This window comes from Coriobacteriia bacterium (assembly GCA_016649875.1).
Taxonomy (GTDB): domain Bacteria; phylum Actinomycetota; class Coriobacteriia; order WRKU01; family JAENWW01; genus JAENWW01.
Window position 1 is genome coordinate 1 of record JAENWW010000017.1, and the last position, 23,656, is coordinate 23,656.

The 23,656-nt window shown below is 51.9% G+C and carries 20 protein-coding genes, 1 tRNA gene and 1 riboswitch; of the genes, 20 read left to right on the plus strand and 1 reads right to left on the minus strand.

Annotated elements, in window-relative coordinates; genetic code table 11:
• Positions 1 to 286 (minus strand): transposase (locus JJE36_06375; protein MBK5211916.1); only part of this gene is annotated, 286 nt, incomplete at its 3' end.
• Positions 287 to 448: 162 nt separating this feature from the next.
• Between JJE36_06375 and JJE36_06380 the strand changes: the two genes are divergently transcribed.
• The 20 genes from JJE36_06380 to JJE36_06475 all read left to right on the plus strand — a co-directional run.
• Positions 449 to 524, plus strand: a tRNA-Ala gene (locus JJE36_06380).
• Between the two features lie 160 nt (positions 525 to 684).
• Positions 685 to 930: a hypothetical protein gene (locus JJE36_06385; GenBank protein ID MBK5211917.1), complete on the plus strand. Its 246-nt coding sequence runs from the start codon at positions 685 to 687 to the stop codon at positions 928 to 930.
• 147 nt (positions 931 to 1,077) lie between these two features.
• The gene (gene hemB, locus JJE36_06390) at positions 1,078 to 2,061 is read left to right on the plus strand and encodes a porphobilinogen synthase (protein ID MBK5211918.1); all 984 of its coding nucleotides are present in this window, start codon (positions 1,078 to 1,080) and stop codon (positions 2,059 to 2,061) included.
• A gap of 83 nt (positions 2,062 to 2,144) precedes the next feature.
• Positions 2,145 to 3,374: a radical SAM protein gene (locus tag JJE36_06395; protein MBK5211919.1), complete on the plus strand. Its 1,230-nt coding sequence runs from the start codon at positions 2,145 to 2,147 to the stop codon at positions 3,372 to 3,374.
• A gap of 99 nt (positions 3,375 to 3,473) precedes the next feature.
• On the plus strand, positions 3,474 to 4,976 hold the full coding sequence (locus JJE36_06400) for a mannose-1-phosphate guanylyltransferase/mannose-6-phosphate isomerase (GenBank protein ID MBK5211920.1): 1,503 nt from the start codon (positions 3,474 to 3,476) through the stop codon (positions 4,974 to 4,976).
• Between the two features lie 67 nt (positions 4,977 to 5,043).
• Positions 5,044 to 6,321, plus strand: a complete 1,278-nt coding sequence (hemL, locus tag JJE36_06405; protein MBK5211921.1) for a glutamate-1-semialdehyde 2,1-aminomutase — start codon at positions 5,044 to 5,046, stop codon at positions 6,319 to 6,321.
• A 5-nt stretch (positions 6,322 to 6,326) separates the two neighbouring features.
• Entirely contained in the window at positions 6,327 to 7,208 is an 882-nt protein-coding gene (locus tag JJE36_06410; protein MBK5211922.1) for a UTP--glucose-1-phosphate uridylyltransferase, read from the plus strand.
• Positions 7,209 to 7,215: 7 nt separating this feature from the next.
• Complete coding sequence (locus tag JJE36_06415; GenBank protein ID MBK5211923.1) at positions 7,216 to 8,187, plus strand: hypothetical protein; 972 nt, start codon at positions 7,216 to 7,218, stop codon at positions 8,185 to 8,187.
• A gap of 84 nt (positions 8,188 to 8,271) precedes the next feature.
• Positions 8,272 to 8,511, plus strand: a riboswitch (cobalamin riboswitch).
• 174 nt (positions 8,512 to 8,685) lie between these two features.
• Complete coding sequence (locus tag JJE36_06420) at positions 8,686 to 10,275, plus strand: PQQ-binding-like beta-propeller repeat protein (protein MBK5211924.1); 1,590 nt, start codon at positions 8,686 to 8,688, stop codon at positions 10,273 to 10,275.
• Positions 10,276 to 10,365: 90 nt separating this feature from the next.
• Positions 10,366 to 10,890: a fibronectin type III domain-containing protein gene (locus tag JJE36_06425; protein MBK5211925.1), complete on the plus strand. Its 525-nt coding sequence runs from the start codon at positions 10,366 to 10,368 to the stop codon at positions 10,888 to 10,890.
• Positions 10,887 to 11,678: a DUF4430 domain-containing protein gene (locus JJE36_06430; GenBank protein ID MBK5211926.1), complete on the plus strand. Its 792-nt coding sequence runs from the start codon at positions 10,887 to 10,889 to the stop codon at positions 11,676 to 11,678. The genes JJE36_06425 and JJE36_06430 overlap by 4 nt, the downstream gene beginning before the upstream one ends.
• Positions 11,679 to 11,682: 4 nt before the next feature.
• On the plus strand, positions 11,683 to 12,594 hold the full coding sequence (locus tag JJE36_06435; GenBank protein MBK5211927.1) for an energy-coupling factor transporter transmembrane protein EcfT: 912 nt from the start codon (positions 11,683 to 11,685) through the stop codon (positions 12,592 to 12,594).
• Complete coding sequence (locus JJE36_06440) at positions 12,573 to 14,273, plus strand: ATP-binding cassette domain-containing protein (protein MBK5211928.1); 1,701 nt, start codon at positions 12,573 to 12,575, stop codon at positions 14,271 to 14,273. The genes JJE36_06435 and JJE36_06440 overlap by 22 nt, the downstream gene beginning before the upstream one ends.
• Entirely contained in the window at positions 14,266 to 14,985 is a 720-nt protein-coding gene (locus JJE36_06445; GenBank protein ID MBK5211929.1) for an ECF transporter S component, read from the plus strand. The genes JJE36_06440 and JJE36_06445 overlap by 8 nt, the downstream gene beginning before the upstream one ends.
• Before the next feature lie 72 nt (positions 14,986 to 15,057).
• Positions 15,058 to 17,019 (plus strand): hypothetical protein, encoded by a 1,962-nt coding sequence (locus tag JJE36_06450; GenBank protein ID MBK5211930.1) that lies wholly within the window; start codon positions 15,058 to 15,060, stop codon positions 17,017 to 17,019.
• A gap of 72 nt (positions 17,020 to 17,091) precedes the next feature.
• Complete coding sequence (locus JJE36_06455) at positions 17,092 to 18,630, plus strand: MBOAT family protein (protein ID MBK5211931.1); 1,539 nt, start codon at positions 17,092 to 17,094, stop codon at positions 18,628 to 18,630.
• A gap of 13 nt (positions 18,631 to 18,643) precedes the next feature.
• Positions 18,644 to 19,612, plus strand: a complete 969-nt coding sequence (locus tag JJE36_06460; GenBank protein ID MBK5211932.1) for a glycosyltransferase family 2 protein — start codon at positions 18,644 to 18,646, stop codon at positions 19,610 to 19,612.
• An 83-nt stretch (positions 19,613 to 19,695) separates the two neighbouring features.
• Positions 19,696 to 20,637 (plus strand): SDR family oxidoreductase, encoded by a 942-nt coding sequence (locus JJE36_06465; protein ID MBK5211933.1) that lies wholly within the window; start codon positions 19,696 to 19,698, stop codon positions 20,635 to 20,637.
• 75 nt (positions 20,638 to 20,712) lie between these two features.
• Entirely contained in the window at positions 20,713 to 22,035 is a 1,323-nt protein-coding gene (locus JJE36_06470; protein ID MBK5211934.1) for a glycosyltransferase, read from the plus strand.
• Positions 22,036 to 22,225: 190 nt separating this feature from the next.
• A partial coding sequence (locus JJE36_06475; protein MBK5211935.1) for an ABC transporter ATP-binding protein occupies positions 22,226 to 23,656 on the plus strand: 1,431 nt, incomplete at its 3' end.

Below are 23,656 nucleotides of genomic sequence, written 5' to 3' on the forward strand. Positions count from 1 at the left end.
AAAGAGTCAGCAAAGCTCTGCTCGGATATCCGAGAGTGCGAATCGTGGCGGAAAAGTTTTGTCCCGTATCGAGGAAATGTGCAACAGCACTCTGTTTTTGCGCCTCTGTAAATTTGAACCATTTAGTGCGGGACTCTTTTAAAAATCCCTGTGACATATAGTCTTCGTACCAGCGCTCAACCGACCATGCCGATCCATAGCCTAAAGATCTAGCTACCGCTCCCTTAGATTTCCCACCCTCGATAAAGAACTGTACTGCTTTTTGTCTTTGCTCTTGTGAGTGCATAGACATCCTCCTGTTTCAAATCAGGTCCAGGATTTTGTCCGCACCCCCCCCAGTTTTGCGTTAAGTCTGACAATTAACGCTCGGAAATAATAAGCATCGCAAATATGCACAGGTTGAAAATGGTTTCGTGAAAGCGTACCATATCAATTCTGCATGTTTCGAGGGGATGTAGCTCAGTTGGGAGAGCACTGCGTTCGCAACGCAGGGGTCGAGGGTTCGAATCCCTTCATCTCCACCACATCTTTTTTCAGTTGCATCATTCGAACAAAACCCATCATAGTGCCCGCGGAGATTTAATGAAGAGCTATCTGCGAAAACACGGATGTGTGAAGTTGGTATATAGTTAAAGATGTGTTTTTACGATGCTAATCGACAAAGAAAAGGAATGGTGTGTCTAGATGGCGACATGGCTCAGCAATTACGGCGGATATATTCAGTTCTTCGTTCTCATGGCTTTTTATCTCGTGCTTGCAGTTTGTGCGATTATCGCCGTGGTGCAACTTACGAAATTGACCAATGCAAAAATTTCAGCCGACCGAGAGCTTCTCGAAATGTATGCCGTCGAGGATGCCGGCGAGTGTTGTGGTGGGCATAATCACGATGAGGATGCTTCAGACGTCACCGTTGAAAAGTTCGTAGATTAGTTTAAAGCTGCAAGAATTTGCACAAAAATCAATGTGCAACAAGTGTTACTCGGTGCCCGAGGTGCTGGTCCGATAGTTATATACTGAAAGAGCTGGCAAGAGTTTGCGCCGGCTCTTTTTTACAGTTGGATTGAAAGAAGGAGTGCCATGCAATTTCCACAGTATCGTCCTCGTCGTTTGCGCCTCAATGAATCAATTCGCTCGATGGTCCGCGAAAACGCCCTCTCTCCGTCGGATTTAATCTATCCTCTGTTCGTGAAACCCGGCACGGGTTTGCGCGATGAAATCTCGTCGATGCCCGGCGTGTTCCAAATCTCTCTCGACCAGCTTCCCGCAGAAATCGATGAGCTTAAGGCTCTCGGAATTCCCTCGCTCATTTTATTCGGTCTGCCCTCGCACAAAGATGAGGTCGGCTCGGAAGCCTACGATGACCACGGCATCATCCAAGAGGCCATTCGCGTCATAAAAAAGCACGACCCGGATTTCTATGTCATCACCGATGTGTGCTTGTGCGAATACACGAGCCACGGCCACTGCGGTCTTCTCGATGAGAACGGCTACGTGCTCAACGACCCCACGCTTGAGTTGCTTGCGCGTGAGTCGGTCAGCCATGCCGCTGCCGGTGTCGATATGGTCGCGCCGTCGGATATGATGGACGGCCGTGTCGCCGCAATTCGCGAAGCACTCGACGAGGCCGGCTATATCAACGTTCCCATCATGGCGTACAGTGCGAAGTTCGCAAGCGGTTATTACGGACCGTTTCGCGACGCCGCCGATTCGACGCCGACGTTCGGCGACCGCAATTCCTACCAGATGGACCCGGCAAACGGTGAGGAGGCGCTTCGCGAAACTGCACTCGATATCGCCGAAGGTGCCGATATCGTCATGGTCAAGCCGGCGCTCGCCTATATGGACCTCATCCGCCAAGTGAGCGATGAGTTCGGCTATCCGACGTGCGCTTATAACGTTTCGGGCGAATACTCGATGGTCAAAGCGGCTGCACTCAACGGATGGATTGACGAAAAGCGCGTCGTCCTCGAAACGCTCACCGGCTTCAAGCGTGCGGGAGCCAAGATGATTATCACGTATCATGCCAAGGATGCCGCTCGTTGGATGAAGGAAGACGCATGACTGAAGATAAAAAATTCGAAGTGAATGAGCAGGAAATGGCCGATGCCATGTCGGGCTGCGGAAAAGTCGGCGTCGGCATTCCGATGGGCGAGGACAAACCTGCGGGTCATCCTGCCGGAGTACAGATGGGTGGGCATCATCCCGGCGGCCACCCTGCCGGTATTCCCCGTCAGCGCCACGGCGGGGCCCGATCCATGGGCTTTTCTCCCGGTGGCGGTCCTGAGGCTAAAGCCTACCAAGAGCGCACCGGCATTCGTGCGCCGCGCATCATCGCGTGGGAGATTACCCGTTCGTGCAACCTGAGCTGCGCGCATTGTCGTGCGTCTGCCGAATTCGGTGCCTACACGGGAGAACTTTCACTCGAAGAAATCAAAAAGGTCGTCGATAACATCGTGACCATTTCAAACCCCATCATCATTCTCACCGGCGGTGAGCCGTTGCTGCGTCCCGATATCTGGGAGATCATCGATTATTGCCAGGAGAAGGGCGCGATGCCGGTTGTCGGAACGAATGCGACGCTCGTCGACGATGCCATGGCCATAAAACTCGCGGAGCATAAGATCCCCCGCATCTCGGTCTCCATCGATTTCGCAACCGCAGAAGAGCACGACGCGTTTCGCGGAGAAGTCGGTTGTTTCGATGCCGCGATCGAGGGCATCAAGGCGGCTAAACGGCACGGTGTCGGCGTGCAGATCAACACGACCGTCACGAAGGCCAACGTGGCCGAATTGCCGGCGATCCACGACCTCGCCGAGGCGCTCGGTGTCGACGCGTTCCATATCTTCATGCTCGTTCCCACCGGTCGCGGTTCCGATTTGATCGATCTCGAGCTTTCTCCCGAAGAGTCGGAGAAGGCTTTGACATGGGCTTATGAGCGCCAAAAAACCAGTCCGTTGCACTTCAAGCCGACCGATTCTCCTCACTACTATCGCATCATCCGTCAGCTCGCCAAAAAAGAGGGCAAGCAGGTTACGCGTGAGGAGTACGGTCTCGACGCGATGACGCGCGGATGCCTTGGAGGCATCACCTTCGGGTTTATCAGCCACGTGGGCGATGTTCAGCCGTGCGGATATTTCGATATGCAGCTCGGCAACGTCAAGGAGCAGCCGTTCTCAGAGATCTGGAGCGATTCTCCGGTCTTTAATGATTTGCGCGATTACAGTAAACTCAAAGGTAAGTGTGGAGCCTGTGAGTATAAGGCGGTCTGCGGTGGTTGTCGTGCGCGTGCGCTCGAAGTCACCGGCGACTACATGGAATCGGAACCGTACTGCGCTTATATTCCAAAAGGCTGGGTAGAACCGGCCGCGCATTAGCCTAGAGGAGCTACTCGCATGCCAGAAATCGCAGTTCTCGTGCCCTGTTATAACGAGGATTCCACCGTCGCCGAGCAAAATAAGAAGTAGGAGTATTACATGGCGCGTACGCTTCATACGGTAATTCTTGCAGGAGGCTCCGGCACGCGGTTTTGGCCGCTGTCCCGTGAACTTTCCCCCAAGCAGATGCTCACTCTCTTCGGAGACACGTCGCTGATCGTTCAGGCGATCGAGCGCGCCGCGTCGGTCATGGATGAAAAGGGCGTCGTCCACATCGTGGTCGGTGAGAGTCTCCTTGATGAAATTCGCAACCATATCAAATCGAATCGTCAACTCGACGGTATACCCATCGACTACATCGTCGAACCTGCCGTCCGGAATACTGCGCCGGCACTTGCGCTTGCCGCGGCGATGATTGCCCATGATGACCCGCATGCGCTCGTTCTCATGCTTCCCTCGGACCACATTTGCCAAAGCGGTTCGCAATGGGAGGAGGCGGTCCGTGCGGCGGTCATCCGTGCCCACGGTGGCGATCTGGTTACCATCGGACTGGTGCCGTCCCGAGCCGAAACCGGGTATGGGTACATTTTAAAGGGCGAGGAGCTCTTGAGTGCCGAACCCGGTGAGCACGCGAGTGCCTACAAAGCCGATCGATTCATCGAAAAGCCCGACGCTCTCCACGCGCAAGAATTCTACGAGTCCGGTGAGTATTTGTGGAATTCGGGCATGTTGGTCGCCGGCGTAGACACCATCATCAAGGAGCTCAGGCTTGCCGGCGCACAGCGTCCGCTGCGGTTTGAAACCGAACACTCCGGACAGATGGCCACCATTGCAGAAACCGCCGCCCATCTCGGGAGAGATTCATGGAGCAATCCGGTCATCGTTCAGTTGTACGGCAATTTGCACGCCGTATCGTTTGATAAAGCCGTCCTGGAAGTGAGCAAAGCCGTCAGTGTCGTGCCCGCTGAACTGGAGTGGTCCGATGTCGGCTCGTTGGCGGCGCTGGAAATGCTCGCCGAACCCGACGCCCGCGGCAATCGTCTTATAGGGCGTTCCGTCGATATCGACTCCACGAATATTTTGACGTTCAACGACGAGCGTGAAAGCGGTATCGAGCCGCGGATGATAGCGACTCTCGGACTCGAAAACGTCATGGTGATCGACACGCCGGATGCCACACTTATCGCCGACAGGGACCGCGCGCAAGACGTGCGCCTCGTGGTGGAGGCGTTGCACGCCGCACAAGCACCCGAGCTCACGAGATCGCGCACATCGATGCGTCCGTGGGGGAGTTGGACGATGCTCGTGCGTGCGAAAGGATTTCACGTCAAAGAAGTCGATGTTTTGCCGGGAATGCGCTTGAGTCTGCAAAGCCACGCAAGGCGCGCCGAGCATTGGATCGTGATATCGGGCCAGGCTGCAGTCACGCGTGGCGAGGAAACTCTGACTCTCGAACCCAACGAGTCGATTTTTTTGCCCATCGGCGTGAAGCATCGCCTCGAGAACCGCGGAAGCGTTCTGTTGCGACTTGTCGAGGTCGCGACGGGTGACTATCTCGGTGAAGACGACATTGAGAGATTCGATGACGATTTCGGTCGCTGAAAGTTCGGACAAAATATAATGGTACTATCGTACTATCGTACACAAATTCGAAAGGTGTGCTTTTCACATGACAAACTCCCATGAAGCGTTCGCTGCTGCCAACAAAATCATTCCCGGTGGCGTGAACTCGCCGGTACGCGCCTATAAAAGTGTCGGCATCGAACCGCGTTTTGTCGACCATGCAAAGGGTTCGAAAATCTATGATATCGATGGACGCGAATATATCGACTTCGTCCAGTCGTGGGGTCCGATGATTCTCGGGCACGGGCCGGAGGAAGTGCTTGCCGTCGTGCGTGAGCAACTTGAAAAGGGTACGAGCTACGGAGCCCCGACTCTGCTCGAAATCGAGGCGGCCCAAGCGGTCGTCGACGCCGTTCCTTCCATCGAAGAGGTTCGTTTCGTGTCGTCGGGTACCGAGGCGGTCATGAGCGCGATTCGTCTTGCGCGCGGTTACACCGGACGCGACAAGTTCATAAAGTTCGACGGAAACTATCACGGGCACAGCGATGCGCTTCTCGTGGCAGCGGGCTCCGGTCTGTTGACGCTCGGCATCCCGAGTACACCGGGCGTAACCGAAGGGGCGGCCAAAGACACCGTCGTCGTGCCTTACAACGATCTCGTCGCGGTTCGCGAGGCATTCGAAGAAAACTCCGAGCAGGTCGCGTGTGTCATCGTCGAAGCGGTTGCCGGTAACATGGGTGTCGTTTTGCCTGAGCCGGGCTTCTTGGAGGGGCTGCGCTCCTTGTGCGATGAGTTCGGTGCGCTTCTCGTTTTCGATGAGGTCATCACCGGATTCCGTCTTTCATTGGGCGGCGCACAAGAACTCTTCGGCGTCACTCCCGACCTGACAACGTTAGGCAAGATTATCGGCGGCGGATTCCCCGTGGGTGCTTTCGGCGGGCGAAGGGAAATCATGGAGCAACTCGCTCCCAACGGTCCCGTCTATCAGGCCGGCACACTTTCGGGCAACCCCATCGCCATGGCCGCCGGCATCGCCACCGTCAAGCGTTTGCGTCAGCCCGGCGTTTACGAGGACCTTGCGCGCAAGGGCAAGCGTATGTCGACAGGCATCGCGGAGGCAGCCGCTGCAGCCGGCATTCCGGTGTATGGCACACAGATCGGCTCGATGACCTGCACGTTCTTCACTGACAGAAAAGTCACGGACTGGGCGAGTGCCTCCACAAGCGATACAAAGCGCTACGCGAAATATTTCCGTGGAATGTTGGACCGCGGTTTCTGGCTTGCACCGAGCCAGTTCGAAGCATGTTTTGCCTCAGTCGCACTCAGCGACGAGGAAATTGATCGTTTCGTCGCAGCTGCGACAGACGTCATGAAGGAGCTCTGACACCGATGAAAGCCATTATTCCGGCAGCCGGCCTCGGCACACGATTTTTGCCGGTTACCAAAGCGCAGCCGAAAGAGATGCTCCCCGTTCTCGATAAACCGATAGCGCAGTACGCCGTCGAGGAAGCCTCCTTAGCCGGTGTCGAGCAGGTGCTTTTCGTTACCGGCCGCGGAAAACGTGCGCTCGAAGATCACTTCGATCGCTCCGCCGAACTTGAAACCGCGTTGGAAAACTCCGGCAACTTGGCGGGTCTGAGAATCATCGAGCAGATTCCCCTTCTGGCGGATATTTTTTACGTTCGTCAAAAGTCGCCCATGGGTCTCGGACACGCGGTTTCTTGCGGCGCGCCGTTTATAAACGGTGAGCCGTTTTATGTGCTGCTCGGCGATGTCATCACTCCGGAAAACAATGTGTTGCCGCTTCTCAAAGCGGTGCACGACGTGACCGGCGGAAGCGTGATAGCCGTCGAAGAGGTACCTGACGATTTGGTGTCTCGTTACGGTGTCATTGCCGGAGAGCCGTTGCCCTTCAGTGATTTCGAAAACGTCGATTGTCCGGTGTGGAGTGTGAATTCTTTGGTCGAGAAACCGCCGATGAACGATGCCCCCTCGAATTTGGCGATTACCGGGCGTTATCTGCTCACTCCGCGCGTGATGGATATTTTGAAAAAAACGCCGCGTGGCAGAGGAAACGAAATCCAGTTGACCGATGCGCTCGTCGAACTTGCGAAAGTCGAGCCGATGCACGCCGTCGTCATCAAGCCCGGTACGATTTATGATACGGGCAACGTACTTTCTTGGCTGGAGGCAAATGTTCGTCTCGCCTTGAAAGACGAACGATACGCGAAAGAATTGCGTGCTGCTGTTTCGACGTGGCTTGGAGAGTAAGAGGACTGTGCGCAAAGTAATAAAAGCCGGCGTATTTCTGGCCGTGTTGGCGGTGATGATCGGTTTGGCCTCGGCGATAATGAAGCCGCCCGCGCTTTCTCGCCAAAGTTGGGTCGGTTATCTGAGCGAGCCCAAGGGCACGATCGATGTGATTTTCGCTGGCACTTCGCATGTCTATTCTGCAATAAATCCTGCAATTATCGACAAAACATCCCAGCGTGATATCCGCTCGTACAATCTTTCAGGTTCCGGCCAGTCGATGGCTTTGACCTATTACACATTGAAAGAAGCGTTTCGCACCCAATCGCCGAAAATAGTCGCGGTCGAATCATACCGTATCATCGGCGAGCAGCGCATGGCCGATAACAACGCCATGGCGAACTTTCACTATATGCCGTGGTCGTTGAATCGCATCCGCGCCTTGATGGATGCGACGAACGCCTCCATGCGCGAGGCGATCGCTTTTCCGATAGTCACCTATCACTCCAGGTGGGAAGAGCTCAAGGCGAGCGATTTTTCAATTTTGCGAAAAGGCGCCGATTCATACGGGAATGAAATTTGGACCACGAAAAACAACACGGATGCGCCGTTGCGCGGTTATTCGATGGTTAAAAATACGCAGACGGTGCAGCCGCTTGCCACGAAAGTGGATAAAATCGACACCGCGGCATGGAACCGCAACTATCCGTGGCTTAAAAAAATCGCGGCTCTTTGTAAAAAGAACGACGCGCACCTCATATTGTTTTGGACCCCGAACGCCATGGAAGGCCAAACGACTTATATCGACGCCGTGCGCAACGAACTCTCGAAAACCTATTCGAACATAACGTATGTCGATTTCAACGATCTCGTCGCATCGGGCGAGATAAAATACGATAAACATTTCGCCGACCAAACACATACCAATGTCGCCGGGGCTACTGTCGTCTCCACGAGGATGGGGCAAATCATCGGGAGACTCATTCAAGACGGCGACTAATCGGTTTTTTAAAAATCGGGCCGGTGATCGGTCAATCGTCATATTCCTCATAGCTCGCGTATCCGCCTATGCTATTATGAAATTAATCGAATACATAGTTTGAGTTCCACCGAAGAGTCGGGCAACCGGGCTTGGAAGTGGCCAAGAGATAAGCGAGTGCAAATCTCGCGCGGTGCCGCCGCTGTAAGCGTTGAGGCTCGGTTCGAAGACATCATGTCAGCCACTGAGAAATCGGGAAGGTTGAACCGGGACGCAAGGAATCACGATCGATGTGATTCCTTCGATACGTAAGCCAGAAGACCTGCTCAAAAGTATTAATTTGTAGCATTGTAACGTGAGAAAATTGCATGCGCAAAAAGAAAAACTTCAGCAAATACGGGCTGTGACGAATCATGTCACAGTCTTTTTTGTCGTTTTTCATGCGCGCAGGTGAACTTCTCATCGGGCCATGCGACCGTAAAGAGCCACCGGCATGGATCATGAAAGGAAGAACAAACTATGAATGGAAAGATGACGTCTTCGACGCCACAAAGAAAAACGTTGCGGGGGTATGCACTGTGCATGCTCGCGTTGCTTGTCGTACTGGTTGCGCCTGCTTATTCAACGGCGGACGGAGCATCGTCTTCGTGGCCGAACTGGCGCGGAAGTGCCGACAACAACGGTCTGATCCATGCGCTGACACCTCGCGTGGCAAGCGATGCCGCACTGCTGTGGCAGACCGACATAACAGGATTGGTCAAAACGGAAAACGACTACAAGCCGGTTGATGCCTGGGCATCTCCGTCTTCCTCGCAGCCGATAATCGTCAACGGGAACATTGCAATCGTCTCAGGGAACAAAGTGCTGCTTTTGGACTCCAAAGGGGCGAAGGTCGCAGAGGGAACCTTGGACAATCCGATCGGTTACATGTCGCGGCCGGTGTATGCGGACGGCCTGATCATCGTTCCCACGAGCGACGGTGTCGTCGAGGCGGTGTATGCGGATACGCTGAAAAGAGCATGGGTAACTCTGCCGATTCCCGGTCAGCAACTTACTTGTACGCTGAACGCGGTCGGCGGGTATGTGTACGTCGGTATGGCCGACACGGGATGGGCCGTTCCGTCTGCAAACGGATACTTCAAATGCCTGGAGGTCTCTACGGGCAAAGTCGTTTGGGAAAAGAAGAACGATAATGCCGGTTATTATTGGGCCGGTGCGGTTGTAACGCATGGCGCAGCCATTTATGCCGGTGATGATGGTATTTTGACTTCGGTCGATGCTGCAAGCGGTGCCCAGGTCGATACGATGTCCGTCGGCAGCCCGGTTCGTTCGACCATCATCAAAAGCCCCACGGATTCTTCGATATATTTCACTACTCATGACGGTAATCTGTACAAAGTGGCCGTCAATACGGACGGTTCGTTCGGAGCGTCACAAAGTGTGAACTTCTGCAAAACCAGTACCGGTGCCCCGACGATCAGCAACGGCAAAATCTATGCTGCCGGCCTCGCCGATAAAGGCTCCGGTGTGCTGTCGGTCGTGGATTCTGAAACCATGCAAGTGGAGCAGAGTTTTGCGGCGCCGGGAAATATCCAATCGGCACCTTTGGTGACGGACGCATATGGCAACGATAGGTTTGTGTACTACACTTCGAACATAACGCCCGGTGCGCTCTATGTGAGCAGGCTCGGCGAATCCTCGTCGGCGGCTCAGGTCCTCTACACGCCTGCAAAGGATATGCAGAACTATTGTGAGTTCAGCCCTATCGCGGGAACCGACGGAACGTTGTATTACGTCAACGACTCGGGATATCTTTTCGCTGTCGGCAACAGGAACAAAACGCCGCCGCCGCTTTCGATTTCCATGGCTACGATATCGGCATCGAAGTACATCTATACCGGAAGTGTTATCGCCCCGAAGGTCACTGTTCGTAACGGCGATACCACATTGAAAAAAGATACCGATTACACGCTGGCGTATGCGAGTAATAAAAATACCGGTAAGGCGACCGTCACCGTCACGGGGATAATCCATTATAAAGGTACGGTGAAACTTACCTTCAAGATCATCCCGAGAAAGCTTGCCGCGCCCACCCTCAAGGAGGGGTAGGGCAAAGGTGTACATGACCAAAACTTACAAGACGATAGACGGTCAAAAATACTACGGCACCTACAACAGCGCAAGGGAGATAACGGTCAAATGAACGAGACGGTAAAGACTGATAGTTCCGTTAAAAAAGACGGGATGCGGAAGAAGAAAATTCTCATCACGCTGGTGTGCGTTGCGGCAATCATTCTAGCCGGTGCGGGATTGGGCTATCGGCATTTGAAGGCCGACGGTTCCAGTCCTACCAAGGCGGCTTTTTTCCAGACAACCGAGCCGAGTCGGGACGGCCTTCCCGCGCTCGCCTCGGCGGATGCTTCGAGCACAACTGGCAACTCGGCGACCGAGAAGCCGACTGCCGCGACCACGCTCAAGGCGGGTAGAGCAAAGGTGTACATGAGCTGGAAAGCTTCCACAGGCCCAGTCAGCGGATACAAAATCGCATATCGCCGAAGCGGAAGTAGAACGTGGCACCATCTGTATACGACCAAGACTTACATGACGATAAGCAATCTCTCGCGCCAGCGGAAGTATTATTTCGCGGTGCATGCTTATAAGACGATAGACGGTCAAAAATACTACGGCACCTACAGCAGCGCAAGGGCGATAACGGTCAAATGAACGAGACGGTAAAGACTGATAGTTCCATTAAAAAAGACGGGATGCGAAAGAAGAAAATTCTCATCACGCTGGTGTGCGTTGCGGCAATCATTCTAGCCGGCGCGGGATTGGGCTATCGGCATTTGAAGGCCGACGGTTTCAGTCTTGCCAAGTCGGCTTTATTCCAGACAACCGAGGCGAGCCGGGGCGGCCTTTCCGCGCTCGCCTCGGCGGATGCTTCGAGCACAACTGACAACTCGGCGGCCGAGAAGTCGACTGCCGCGAGCGTCGGTGGCGAACAAACTTCATCGCAAAAGCAGCCGTCGAAAAGTACCTCCACGGAAAGTTCGAAGAAGAAATCATCTCCGACTTCGTCGACAAGCAGCAACTCGACCAAAAGTTCGAGTTCATCGGGTTCCGCCTCATCAAAAAGCGATACGCAGAAATCGACCATTAAGGTAACGCTTTCCATAGATTGCAAGACGGCCGTCGCCAAGAATATCCAAGTGGCGCTCGATCTTACCAAGTCGGGCAGCATGTTGAGCACCGAAATCTCCGTGCCGAGCGACTCGACTGTTTATGATGTACTCATGGCATCAAGCGCGGTCGTGGACGCGGATTCGTCGTACATGGGGGTCTATGTGAAGTCCATCGGCGGGTTGGCCGAAAAGGCCGGTGGTTACAGTAGTGCCGGGTGGCAATACGAAGTCAACGGTGTGTATCCGAGCAAAGGATGCAGCAGCTACACCGTATCCGACGGCGACACAATCAAATGGCGTTATTCCTGTGATGCGGGAAAGGACCTATAGGAGCATGGAGTCGGCAGTCATCGGAAAAGATTTTGCGCGGAGTGCCCGCCACAATGCGTTCGCCACGTATCATCCTGCAGTGATTTTTTGCTATTTCGTGGTGGCAATCGTCTTTTCCATGGTCACGTTACATCCGATATTCACGGCGCTTTCGTTCCTGGCCGCGAGTTTTTATGCCATCTACTTGCGCGGAATGCGCGGATATCTGGGCACACTGAAAATCTGTCTTTTCGCATTCATCATCATCGCTGGAGCCAATGCGCTCTTCAACACCGCGGGCCTCACGGTTCTGTTCCACATCGGCAGCCGCCCCATCACGTGGGAGGCACTCGCCTACGGGTTGTGCGCGGGCGGAATGCTCGCTTCGGTCATACTGTGGTTTTCGTGCTACCAAGAGGTCATGACGAGCGATAAATTCCTCTATCTTTTCGCAAAAGTTCTGCCCACCGTTTCACTCGTTATCTCGATGATTTTTCGATTCGTACCCGGTCTCATCGAGCGATCGCGAAGAATCACCGACTCGTTGAACGCGCTCTACGGCAAGGAAAAAGCCACCGTTTCGCAACGCCGCGACAAAAGCATTCTCATGGCCTCGATTCTCATGGGCTGGAGCATGGAATCCTCCATTGAAACAGCCGACTCCATGCGGGCGCGCGGTTTCGGCGTGACGCAGAGAAGCGCTTATAAAAGGAACCGGTTTGAGATTCGCGATGCCGTATTGACGGTGGTCCTCGTCATGTTGTCGGTTGTGTGCGGCTTGGTGCTCTACGTTGCCGCGAAACAGTTCATGTTCTACCCGACCATGCCCACGCTCAAAATTTTCTGGTGGGGGTACGGCGTATATGCGTTCCTCCTCTTTTTCCCGTTCTACCTCGAGGGGAGGGAAACGTTGCTATGGAAGCGGTTTCGTTCGTAGATTTCTCATTCCGGTATCCGCAGGCTCGGCAGTCGACTCTCGAAAACATCGACCTTTCAATCGGGAGGGGCGCGTTTGTCGTTCTCTGCGGTCCGACGGGCAGCGGTAAGACCACGCTCCTGCGTTGCATCAAACACGAAATCGCACCCGTCGGCACGCGCCGAGGCGAAGTTTTCGTGCTCGGACATCCGATGGGTGCATCCGACCCGCGTCAATCGGCGGCACAGGTGGGATTCGTCATGCAGGATCCCGAGAATCAATCGGTCATGGACACCGTCTGGCATGAGCTCGCTTTCGGCTTGGAGAACTTGGGAGTGCCGACCGATATCATGCAGCGTCGCGTGGCCGAGACCGCTCATTTTTTCGGTATTGGAGAATGGTTTGAAAAGCGGACGAGCGAGCTGTCCGGCGGGCAGAAGCAAATTCTCAATCTTGCCGCCGTCATGGTCATGCAGCCTTACATTCTGGTGCTCGACGAACCGACATCGCAGCTCGATCCCATAGCCGCCAAGGAATTCTTGCAGGCACTGGAGCGCGTGAATCGTGAGCTCGGTACCACGGTCATTTTGTCGGAGCATCGGCTCGAAGATGTGCTGCCCATTGCCGACGAAGTGGTGTTCATCGAGGGCGGCAAGCTTTCGTTTGTCGGGACTCCGCACGACTTCGCATCCGAGCTGTACTCATCGGGCGATTCTTTTGCATCGGCGCTTCCCGCACCGGCGCAGGTCGCGCATGCGGTAACGGCCGATGCGCGTGATGCCGATGCACATGACTTGGGCTCGGCAGCGAGTGCCGCGGCTATCGAGCCCGATTACCCCCTCGATGTTCGCGCCGGTCGCGCTTGGCTTGTCGAGAATGTGCCCGAGTCGATTCGGGCCGGTATCCGGCACGAGAGTTTCGTTGTAGCGCCACCGGCAATCGCCTCGCATGAAGAGCCGATCCTCACGGCGAAGAACCTGTGGTTTCGTTACGGACGCAATCTCGATTTTGTGTTGCGCGGAGCCTCCGTCGAACTGTATCCTCGAAAAATCCATGCCGTCGTCGGTGGAAACGGGAGCGGAAAGTCGACGATGCTGTATGCTTTATCTGCAGTCCGCCGTCTGGAACGAGGGACCGTCAAGTGTGCGAAGGGGAAGCGCATAGCGCTGCTCGCACAAGACCCCAAGACACTCTTTTTGCGCGATACGCTCTTGCAAGATCTCACTGAGGATTGCGAAAAATTCGGCTATACCCGAGACGATGTTGATGAAATGCTTGCACGTCTCGGTTTGACGGAGTTGCGCGACAGGCACCCGTATGATTTGAGCGGAGGGGAGATGCAGAAAGCGGCGCTCGCTAAAGTCCTGTTGCTCTCTCCCGACATTTTGCTGCTCGACGAGCCCACGAAAGGCGTCGACGCGTTCGCCAAGCACGAGCTCATGGATATATTGAGAGAACAGCGTGAAGAGTGTCGGGCCATCCTCGTCGTTTCGCACGACCTCGATTTCTGCGCTGAGATCGCCGATAGCTGTTCGATGCTTTTCAACGGTGAAATAGCCGCAAACGCAGCCGGTCGTACCTTTTTCAATGACAATTTGTTCTACACCACGGGCGTCAACCGTGTGACGCGGGACTTGATGGAGGGGTGCAGCACGCTGACCGATGTTTCTGACTTTCTGCGCGAGGGGCGCCATGAGTAGCGCCGCGGAAACGAAAGTGCTCGCCGTTCTCGAACCGGTGCTGCTGGTCGCTGTTCCGGTGGTTCTCGTCGGTTGTGCGGCATTCAATGTCGAGAACACCGCGTTGCTGACACTTTTGACCGTCACGGCGGCGCTCGTGCCGTTCTTCTTTCGCTTCGAGAAATCGCACCCCAAACCGCGCGATATCATGCCGATTGTCGTTTTGGCGGCGATGGCGGCAGTCGGCCGCATCATTTTCGCGCCGTTTCCCGACTTCAAACCGGTGACGGCCATCGTCATCGTGGCGGCGGTGACTTTCGGGAAAGAAAGCGGATTTCTCGTGGGGGCTTTGTCGGCGCTTGCCTCGAACATGTTTTTCGGCCAAGGGCCGTGGACGCCCTGGCAGATGTATGCATGGGGTCTGATAGGGTATCTCGCCGGCGTTTTATATGAACGGGGGTTTTTCGAGCGGAAAAATTTCGTGTACGTGTACGGTTTCGTTGCCGCAATTTTCTATGGATTCATTCTCGACTCATGGTATATAGTGGGATTCATAAACCCTTTGACGATGCGTGCCGTATTGCTCGGTTACGGTGCGGGGCTGCCGTTTTCATTGATACATGCGACTTCGACGGTGCTGTTCCTTATTCCGCTCTTCGGCCCATGGACGAGAAAACTTGCGCGTATTAAGGTAAAATACGGTCTTGTGAGCGCGCCAAGGGATTCCGAGTAGGGTTCCGGTCTGAGAAAATCAAGTTGACGCGAACACTGCATGTGCCGGAAGGTTTCCATTGGGGGGAATGCGATGAGCTTCATAGCTCCGCTGCTTTACACGCTATGTCTTTCAGGTGTGATCATACTTGTAAGTAAAAAACGTTTCGAGCAGGTCGTGCCTTTGGCGTTGATGTCGTCTGCGCTTTTCGTCTACCTCTTCGGTCTATTCGGCAATTTATTTCTCGGATACTATCTGTCTTTAGCGGTGGCGGTTTCATTTCCGATCCTCGTGGTGATTTTGGTCATCAAGAGGAAAGATCTTTCCCAGCTCGTCGGCAATTTTCTGACTCCGGGATTCTGTATATTCCTCGTCATCTATGTGTTTATATATATATTGAATCTGAATAGAGGGCTGACGATGTGGGATGAGTTTTCCCATTGGGCGGCGTCGGTCAAGGAAATGTTGCGCCTGCACGATTTCTACAGTGTAGCGGCATCCCAGATTTCGGGACATAAAGATTACCCTCCCATCATCGGAATATTTCAATTGATATGGTGTCGACTGGCGGGGGGTTATAAGGAAGCTTATCTTTACAGAAGCTTGCAGACGCTTTCCCTTTCGCTGTTCCTGCCCATGTTTTCCAAGTTCACATGGAAGAAGAGCTGGAAGTTCTATCTTAAACTTGTCTTACTTATGTTTGTGGCTGTGGTGATTCCGGTTTTCACCCCATTGGGAAGACAATATTTTTATCAAAGTATTTATGTCGACTGCATCATGGGTTTTTTGCTGGCGTATTGCTTATCGCTCGTAGTCATCGAAAGACGAAATTCCCTCTTCAAATATGTAAGCATTTCGATAGCTCTATCGTTCATGCTTCTGGTAAAGCAGATAGGTATTGCCTTTTGTCTGTTGGTTTTCGGCGCTTTCATCGTCAATACGATAATCATCAACAAGGAGAAGATTTCTTCTTGGTCCTTAGGCAGCCTACGCAAGATTAAACTTTTGTCCGTTCTGTTTCCGATGATTTTCCTCATCATCGTTCCAAGTGCTTTTCTCGTATCATGGAATGCTCACATAGCACCCCTCCATCTCCCGCGACAGTTCGATGTTTCCGCGATAAGTCTTACTAAACTGCAAGGGATCATGGACGGCACGAGCGGTCTTGCGTATCAGCATGTGGCTTCTGTAAATTTCATGCATGCCGTCCTCACACAAACAATGTTCACAATACCGGTGCCACGTGTTTCCTGGTCGATAACGCTTGCCTATTGGCAATTCGTGCTTATGGGTGCGGTCGTTTTCATCCTCATCGGTGTATTTGGGAAAAAAATATTCATAAAATTCCAGGTTATGGGATTGACCATCATGTTGTTGCTCGGTGCCGCCGGTTACGCCTTCGTCATGCTGTTGACCTATGTGTTTTGTTTCGGCGACTACGAGGGGCCGACGCTGGCATCATACGACCGTTATATGGGCACGTACCTGTTAGCGATGGTCATACTGGCGGTAATGCTCTATATATTTACAGAGGGATCGAGGGAGGAAATGAAAGAGAAATCTTCCCTGGTGCCTGTCCTTGTTTTGGCGGTTCCTATAATATGTGCGCTTCTGCTCTTCCAAAAAGTCAACGCGAATTTTGTACCTCAGATCAAATACCACTCATCTTCTGCGCCTTATGCGAAGGATGCGGAATTGATACGGAAACATACGACACGAGGTACAAAGGTTTTCATTATCTCTCAGAGGGATAATGGGCGTGCTGAATATATCATCCAATACCTCATCTTGCCGGAAAAATGTAACTATTCAGGGTACAGCCTTGGCAAACCGTATTTCAGTGGAGACGTGTGGACGAAAGACTGGACGCCGCAAGCATTGATCGGTGCACTTGTAGACGGCGATTATACCTATCTGTATTTGCGACACGTCGATCAGCAGTTCATTTTGAAGTATCGGGGTATTTTCAAGTTGAATTCTGAGATAAAGGACAAACAGTTATATAAAATAGTAAAGACTCAGAAAAATGCCGTAAGGCTCGATCCCATAGAATAATCCTGTAATCGCTTCGTTCGAGATGGTGCATCTATCTCATAGTACGAATTTCGCATTCCAGGTAGGAGAAGCATGGAATTTTTACACTCCTTGACGGGAACAATGTCTTTCACGAGTGCGACCTACCTATCGTTTCTCACCCTTGCGGTACTGATTTATTTCACCCTTCCCGGGCCCAAAACACGCAGTCTTTGGCTTCTCTGCCTCAGTTCGTTTTTCTATCTTCTTTTCTCTCCCGCATGGTTTTGGGTGCTTTTGTCGGTCACCGTTCTCGCCTATGTGTGCGGGCTGGGGCTCTCGGCAACCTCCGGTATTGAAAATCCCCGTAAGCAACTGCTTGTAAAGCGCTCGGTCCTCTGGTTTGGCGTTTTAACGAGCGTTTCGGCGCTTCTGTGGTTCAAGTACATCGGATTCTTCGCGCAGGTTGCGAACAAACTCTTGAGCGTCGCCGGTGCAGGGGCGACCTTGCCTGTGCTCAAACTCGTCATGCCCCTCGGCATTTCTTTTTGGACATTTCAGGTCGTCGCCTATGTCGTCGACGTATACAAAGAACGCACCCCCGCGGTGAGGAATCCGCTCTATTTCGCAACCTCGGTCATATTCTTTCCGATTGTCGCCATGGGCCCGATTTCCCGGGTACAGACTTTGATTCCGCAACTCTCTAAAAAGTACACGTTCGATTACGACAACATGCGTTCGAGCCTCTTGCTCATAGGGTGGGGATTTTTCAAAAAATTGATGATCGCCGATCGCCTCGCCGTGTTTGTGAACACAGTGTTCGACCATCCCCATGCATACTCGGGTCGAGTCAACGGCTTGATGTTTTTCGTGGCGGCGGTCTTTTTCGCCATTCAGCTGTACACGGATTTTTCCGGCTATACCGATATCGTGCGGGGCTCGGCTCGGCTCTTCGGCGTGGAGCTGCCACTCAACTTTCGTGCGCCCTATTTTGCGCGCAGTGTCGCCGACTTTTGGCGCCGTTGGCACATGACGCTCATGGATTGGCTCAAAACTTATATCTACATTCCTCTCGGCGGGAACCGCAAAGGCAAAGCGCGCAAGTATCTCAACCTCATGGCGGTATTTTTCGTATCGGGATTCTGGCACGGGGTGGGAATGCACTATATCGTATGGGGGTTACTCAACGGCTCATATCAGATTTTGGGTGGTTGGCTCAAGCCGTTTAACGATTGGACGGTGAAGACGCTTCATGTGAATCGGGATTCGTTTGCGCACAAGCTTTTCCAGACGGTGCTGACCTTTGTGCTGATTACCGTTGCGTGGGTATTCTTCAGGGCGAACTCGATTGCCGATGCGCTCTATATTTTGCCACGCATGTTCATGCCGACGGTATGGATATTTACCAATGGATCGATGATTTCACAAGGGCTCGGCTATAGCGAACTCGTGGTCGCACTCATTTCAAGCGTGCTCGTCTGGGTTATCGACTATCTGAAAACGGAGCGAAGCGTCAATATAACAGCATGGCTTTTCACCAAGCGCCTGTTGTTTCGCTGGACCGTATATTACGGGCTTATACTGGTGGTGCTGATTTTCGGGCATTACGGCGGAACGTATAACGCGGCCAACTTCGTTTATTTCAAGTTTTAGCAGGGGGATTTTTATGGCAATCGACCAAACCGGCAAGCCACTCGTCAGTGTTATGATTCCGACCTATAACCGTGCGCATACCATACGGCGTGCGGTGGATAGCGCACTCGCTCAAACGTATCGGAATATCGAAATTCTCATTACTGACGATGGCTCAGAGGATGATACGCTCGATATCCTCAGCGAATATAACGATTCGCGTATTAAGATTGTGCGGCATCAAACAAATAAAGGCATTACAAGTGCACGAAACACTTGCTTTAATAATGCTTCGGGAGAATGGCTCTGTTTTCTCAGTAGCGATGATGAGTTGCTTCCGTCAGCGGTGGAAACTTTAATAAACATTGCGACTGTTATCGACCCGGAAGCGGATTGGATTCAGTGTCATATGTGTGATTTTAAGACGGGACAGAATGCCTGCGGTGATGCTGAGAGCGGGCGTATGGAACTCGGGTTTATGCCAAGTGGCAAACAACAGACCAATGAGTCCTGGTATATGATTTCTAGAGAAGGACTTGGGGCCGATCGTTTTGTCGAAGGTCTGAATACTTTTGAGAGCGAGTGGCAAATCAGAGTTATTCCAAGACTCACGCGGTATTTTCTCAATGAAACTCTTTATATATATCACACCGAAAATGAGGACAGGGTTTCACTCAGTTATGAAAAAGGCACCAACGCCATGTCGTATTATGAACAGTATGCAAGGTTGCTGGATGCAAACCCGAACTATGTGCGCAATCGAATAAAGGCGGGTATCGGCGGATCTTTTCAGGCGGTCATTTCGCTGTTGGAGTTAAACGACGATTATCAGCGCGCACAAACACAATATGATATCGGAATTGAATGCGGCCTCAAACCGGAAGAGCTGCGTCCCCCCATGGTTCAGGACGGACCAGTGCACAAGGTCACGATGGTTGCAAAACGCCTCATAGTAAAGGTATTGCGCGCCTTCCATCTTAAAAAGAAAGCTCCTTTAGAATGATAGCCGCGCGTAAGTGATAAAGTTTAATTCGAACGGAATTGAGAATTTCATATAACGGTAAGCCAAAGTGAAAAGAGATACATATGACAAAAGTTCTTGTTACCGGTGGGGCGGGGTTTATCGGCTCGAATCTTGTCGACGGGCTGCTGAAAGAAGGCTATGAAGTTCGTGTCCTCGACAACTTCTCGACCGGACGTCGTGAGAATATCGCACACTGTTTAAAAGATATCGAACTTGTAGAAGGCGACATTCGAGATCAAGAAATCGTAGAGGATGCCGTTGCCGGAATTGATATGATTCTGCATGAAGCGGCACTTCCGAGCGTTCCTCGTTCGATTAAGGCTCCGGTGACAACCAACGATGTTAATGTCGGGGGAACGCTCAAGTTGCTTTCTTCTGCGCATAAAGCCGGTGTGCGTCGTATCATTCAGGCAAGTTCATCGTCGGTATATGGAAACACCGTCGAGCTGCCGAAGCACGAAGGTATGATGCCAAAACCGATGTCTCCCTATGCAGTTACGAAGTTGACCGGTGAACTTTACCTCAAAGTATTTGCCGATCTCTATGGCATGGAGACGCTTGCGATTCGTTATTTCAACGTATTTGGGCCACGGCAAGACCCCACGTCGCAGTACTCGGGGGTTATTGCAAAATTCATGACCGCGGCTGCCACCGATGCGAAATACACGGTCAACGGTGACGGAAGCCAAGCGCGCGATTTTACTTACATCGACAATGTGGTGCGTGGCAATTTGCTTGCGTTGAAAGCTCCTGAGCTCAAGGGCGATGTTATCAATGTCGCCTGCGGAGGAAAATTTTCATTGCTCGATCTGATTGATGCGATTAACAAGGCGGCAGATGTCGATTTGCCGGTGGAATTCGCTCCGAACCGCGCCGGTGATGTCAAATACTCGATGGCTGCGATTGAGAAAGCGAAAGAACTTATCGGCTATGAACCGATCGTCGATTTCGAAGAGGGAATAAAACGTACCTATGAATGGTATCTCTCGAACGCTCATTGCTAAACAGAAAATGTTGCGAAAAGTTACGGTGGTTTAATTTTGAACATAGTGATAATAGCTGAGGCCTTTGGCGTTCCTATGACCTTGGCGTCCACGAGCTTTATCTCAAATGTCGCCTCGGGGCTGATTGAAAATGGGCACAGAGTCAAAGTCATCGTGATGGGCAAACCTGCAGTATGCATCGGAGACAGTATGCCGGGCCTAGAGGTGACGTCTTTGTTCGATAATGTCCCCGGTCCCAAATTGCTGGATGTGACATCGGCGAAACGATTGGGGATTGCAGTTTCCGCGGATTATTCGGTGAGCAAACAGAGTTGGTTTGCCGAACTGCTGCTTTATAAAAAGCTGCAAACAATGAAGGGGCAAAGCAATGAGAACGGTCTAATCTTATGCTATTCGAGGTCGGACGCAACTATGGGTGTCGCTTCAAATGTCGCGGGACTTATCGGCTGGTCGTTGGGGGCTTTTGCAACCGAGGCGTTGACGGATAATCAGATCAACCCTTTGACTAGGGAACACTATATCGATTTGGTGAGAACAAAGACTGATTTTTTATGGGCGACTTCTCACTATCTGCAAAAATATTGGACGAATTATGGATATCCGAGCGACAGAATATTTATGAATTACTCAGTCGTTGACTGCAGGAATTTTGAATTAGTCCATAAAAGCTCCTATGTTGTCGATGGCGTGTTTACGGGGAATCTCGGGTCACGATACATTGCGGAGTTGTTGAGAGTAATCGATATTGCCAAGCGAAAGAAACCCGATATCGTAGTTGAGGCGTACGGCGATGCCCTAGCAGGTGATGTCGCTACTTTGTCGGATAAGATTAGATGTATGGGGCTTCAGGGAAGTGTCATTTTGAAGCCCAGCGTTCCACCTGCAAAAATACCTGAAATTTTGGCGAGTGGGCGTCTATTACTAGCACCGGTTTCTGAAGAAAATCGGGCAGGTCATATGGCCCCCCATAAGATTGCTGAATATTTTGCGGCTGGTGGCCTTGTGATTGCTTCCGATGTCGGCGATCTCAGCGAGATGTTCGAAAGTGGAGAAGACTGTTTCTTGGCAAAAAGTACGGAGGAGTTTGCCGCGATGGTGGTGAACGCGCTTAATCTATCCGATGAACAAAGGCACGTAATCGGTGAGCGAGGCCGTGAGCACGCGGCCTACTATATGGATGCCAAAGTAGTTACCGAGAGATTGCTTCGTTTTCAAGGGCCACTGACACAAAGAGACAGGGCGAGGAAAGGCCGAGGTGCATCGCTGGTAGATGTTCTTAAATGGTATAAAGATTATCGAAAAAAAGCCGATAAGCCGATGATCAGCTCAGTATTATGGTTCAAAAGAGCCGTTGTTACTCTTCTCAGAAAGCTGAAACTCAAAAAACCACTTCAATAGTTGTCTTTCTGCATTGATACACTGGTCAGTTTATATTTGGTCAAAGTAGCTATATGTTAGAATTAACTCGATATTTAGTGTGTTTATTCCAGTATTTCCAGATAAAAGTACATTGTGAAAAAAACTAATCGAATTCCTTAAAGAATATCTACGAATAAATGCGATTTCCCGACTTTTCAAGTTTGTGGAAATGAAAAAATCTGAAATAGCAGGTCTTGTCGGCTTCGCGGTTGTATTTGCTGCGCTCGAAGGTATCGGCATATCGCTTTTGCTGCCGATACTCAAGTATGCCGAGGGCGGTCAAACTGCGCTTGAAAACAGTTCAAATGCCTATTGGAAGGCGTTTGCTCACTTGTTGAACGAGGTTTGCATAAAGCCTTCTTTGGTAGTCTTGCTTATAATGGCGTTTATTCCCATATTGTTGCGAAATGTGATGTTTTATTTCAATACATGGTATTCCTCTGTGGTGACGAGTCGTATTATGCTCCGTCTACGCATGAAGGTCGTCGATGCAGTTTATAACGCTGACCCTGAGTTTTATTCTCGACACCCCGTCGGACAGCTCGTCGGCGTGGTTATGGGACAGACGGCTACTGCGGGCGCCGCTGTCCTATCTGTGATCAATCTTTTGGGCATCCTCATGCTGATGATGGTTTACATCGCGATTCTTTTGATGCTTTCAGTACCCCTTACCTTTAGTGCCCTCTTTTTTGCACTTATCGTGGCCCTGGTGAATAAGGCAGTGCTTAAGTGGATATCGGCCAATGCTCTGAAAAATGCTCGGCTTAGTCAAAGACTTATGGCAAAAATCGTCGAGCGCATGGGGCAAATGCAGTTGGTCAAGTTGCGCCACACGAAAGCTGAAGAGGCCGAAAATATTCGCAGTGTTTCAGAAACCATGAGGGGGCTTTCTATCAAGGCGGCAAAAGTCGGCGCGACCGTCGAGGTCGTTGTCGATCCCATACTCATGGTTTCGGTATTTGTGACCTTGTATATAGGAATTGCCGTTCTGGGCTCGACTCTGGCTCAACTCGGTTTGCTCCTAGTGATGCTCACGCGACTCAATGCAAAGACGAAAGAATTCAATGGCTCCCTTCAGGCGATATCGGCAAATGCTGCAGGAGTGAAGCTCGTGCAAGAGATGTACAGTGCCGCTCAAGATGCCAATGTCATGCAATCGGGGGATGCTGATTTCGTCCATCTAGAGAAAAGCATCGAATTTAAATCGGTCAATTTTGAATATCCCGATGTATATTCGGCCGACGGCGTTCTCATATCGCGTGGGAAAAAAGTGCTCAAGGGCATAAACGCACAGGTCGAAGCCGGCTCCTTTACGGCGCTCGTCGGTCGCTCGGGGGCGGGGAAGTCTACGCTGGTCGAACTGATTCCGCGTATGCGCGATGTGACTTCAGGTGCGATAGAGTTCGATGGGGTTGATCTCAAGGATTTCAATATCGGCACGTTACGTCGGGGAGTTGGCTATGTCACTCAAACGCCGATGCTTTTCAATGATTCAATTTATGACAATATTACCTACGGATTGGGTTTCGAGCCGACGGATGAGCAAATTCGCGTGGCCTTGGAGAAGGCCTATGCGATGTTTGTTTATGATCTCCCTAAT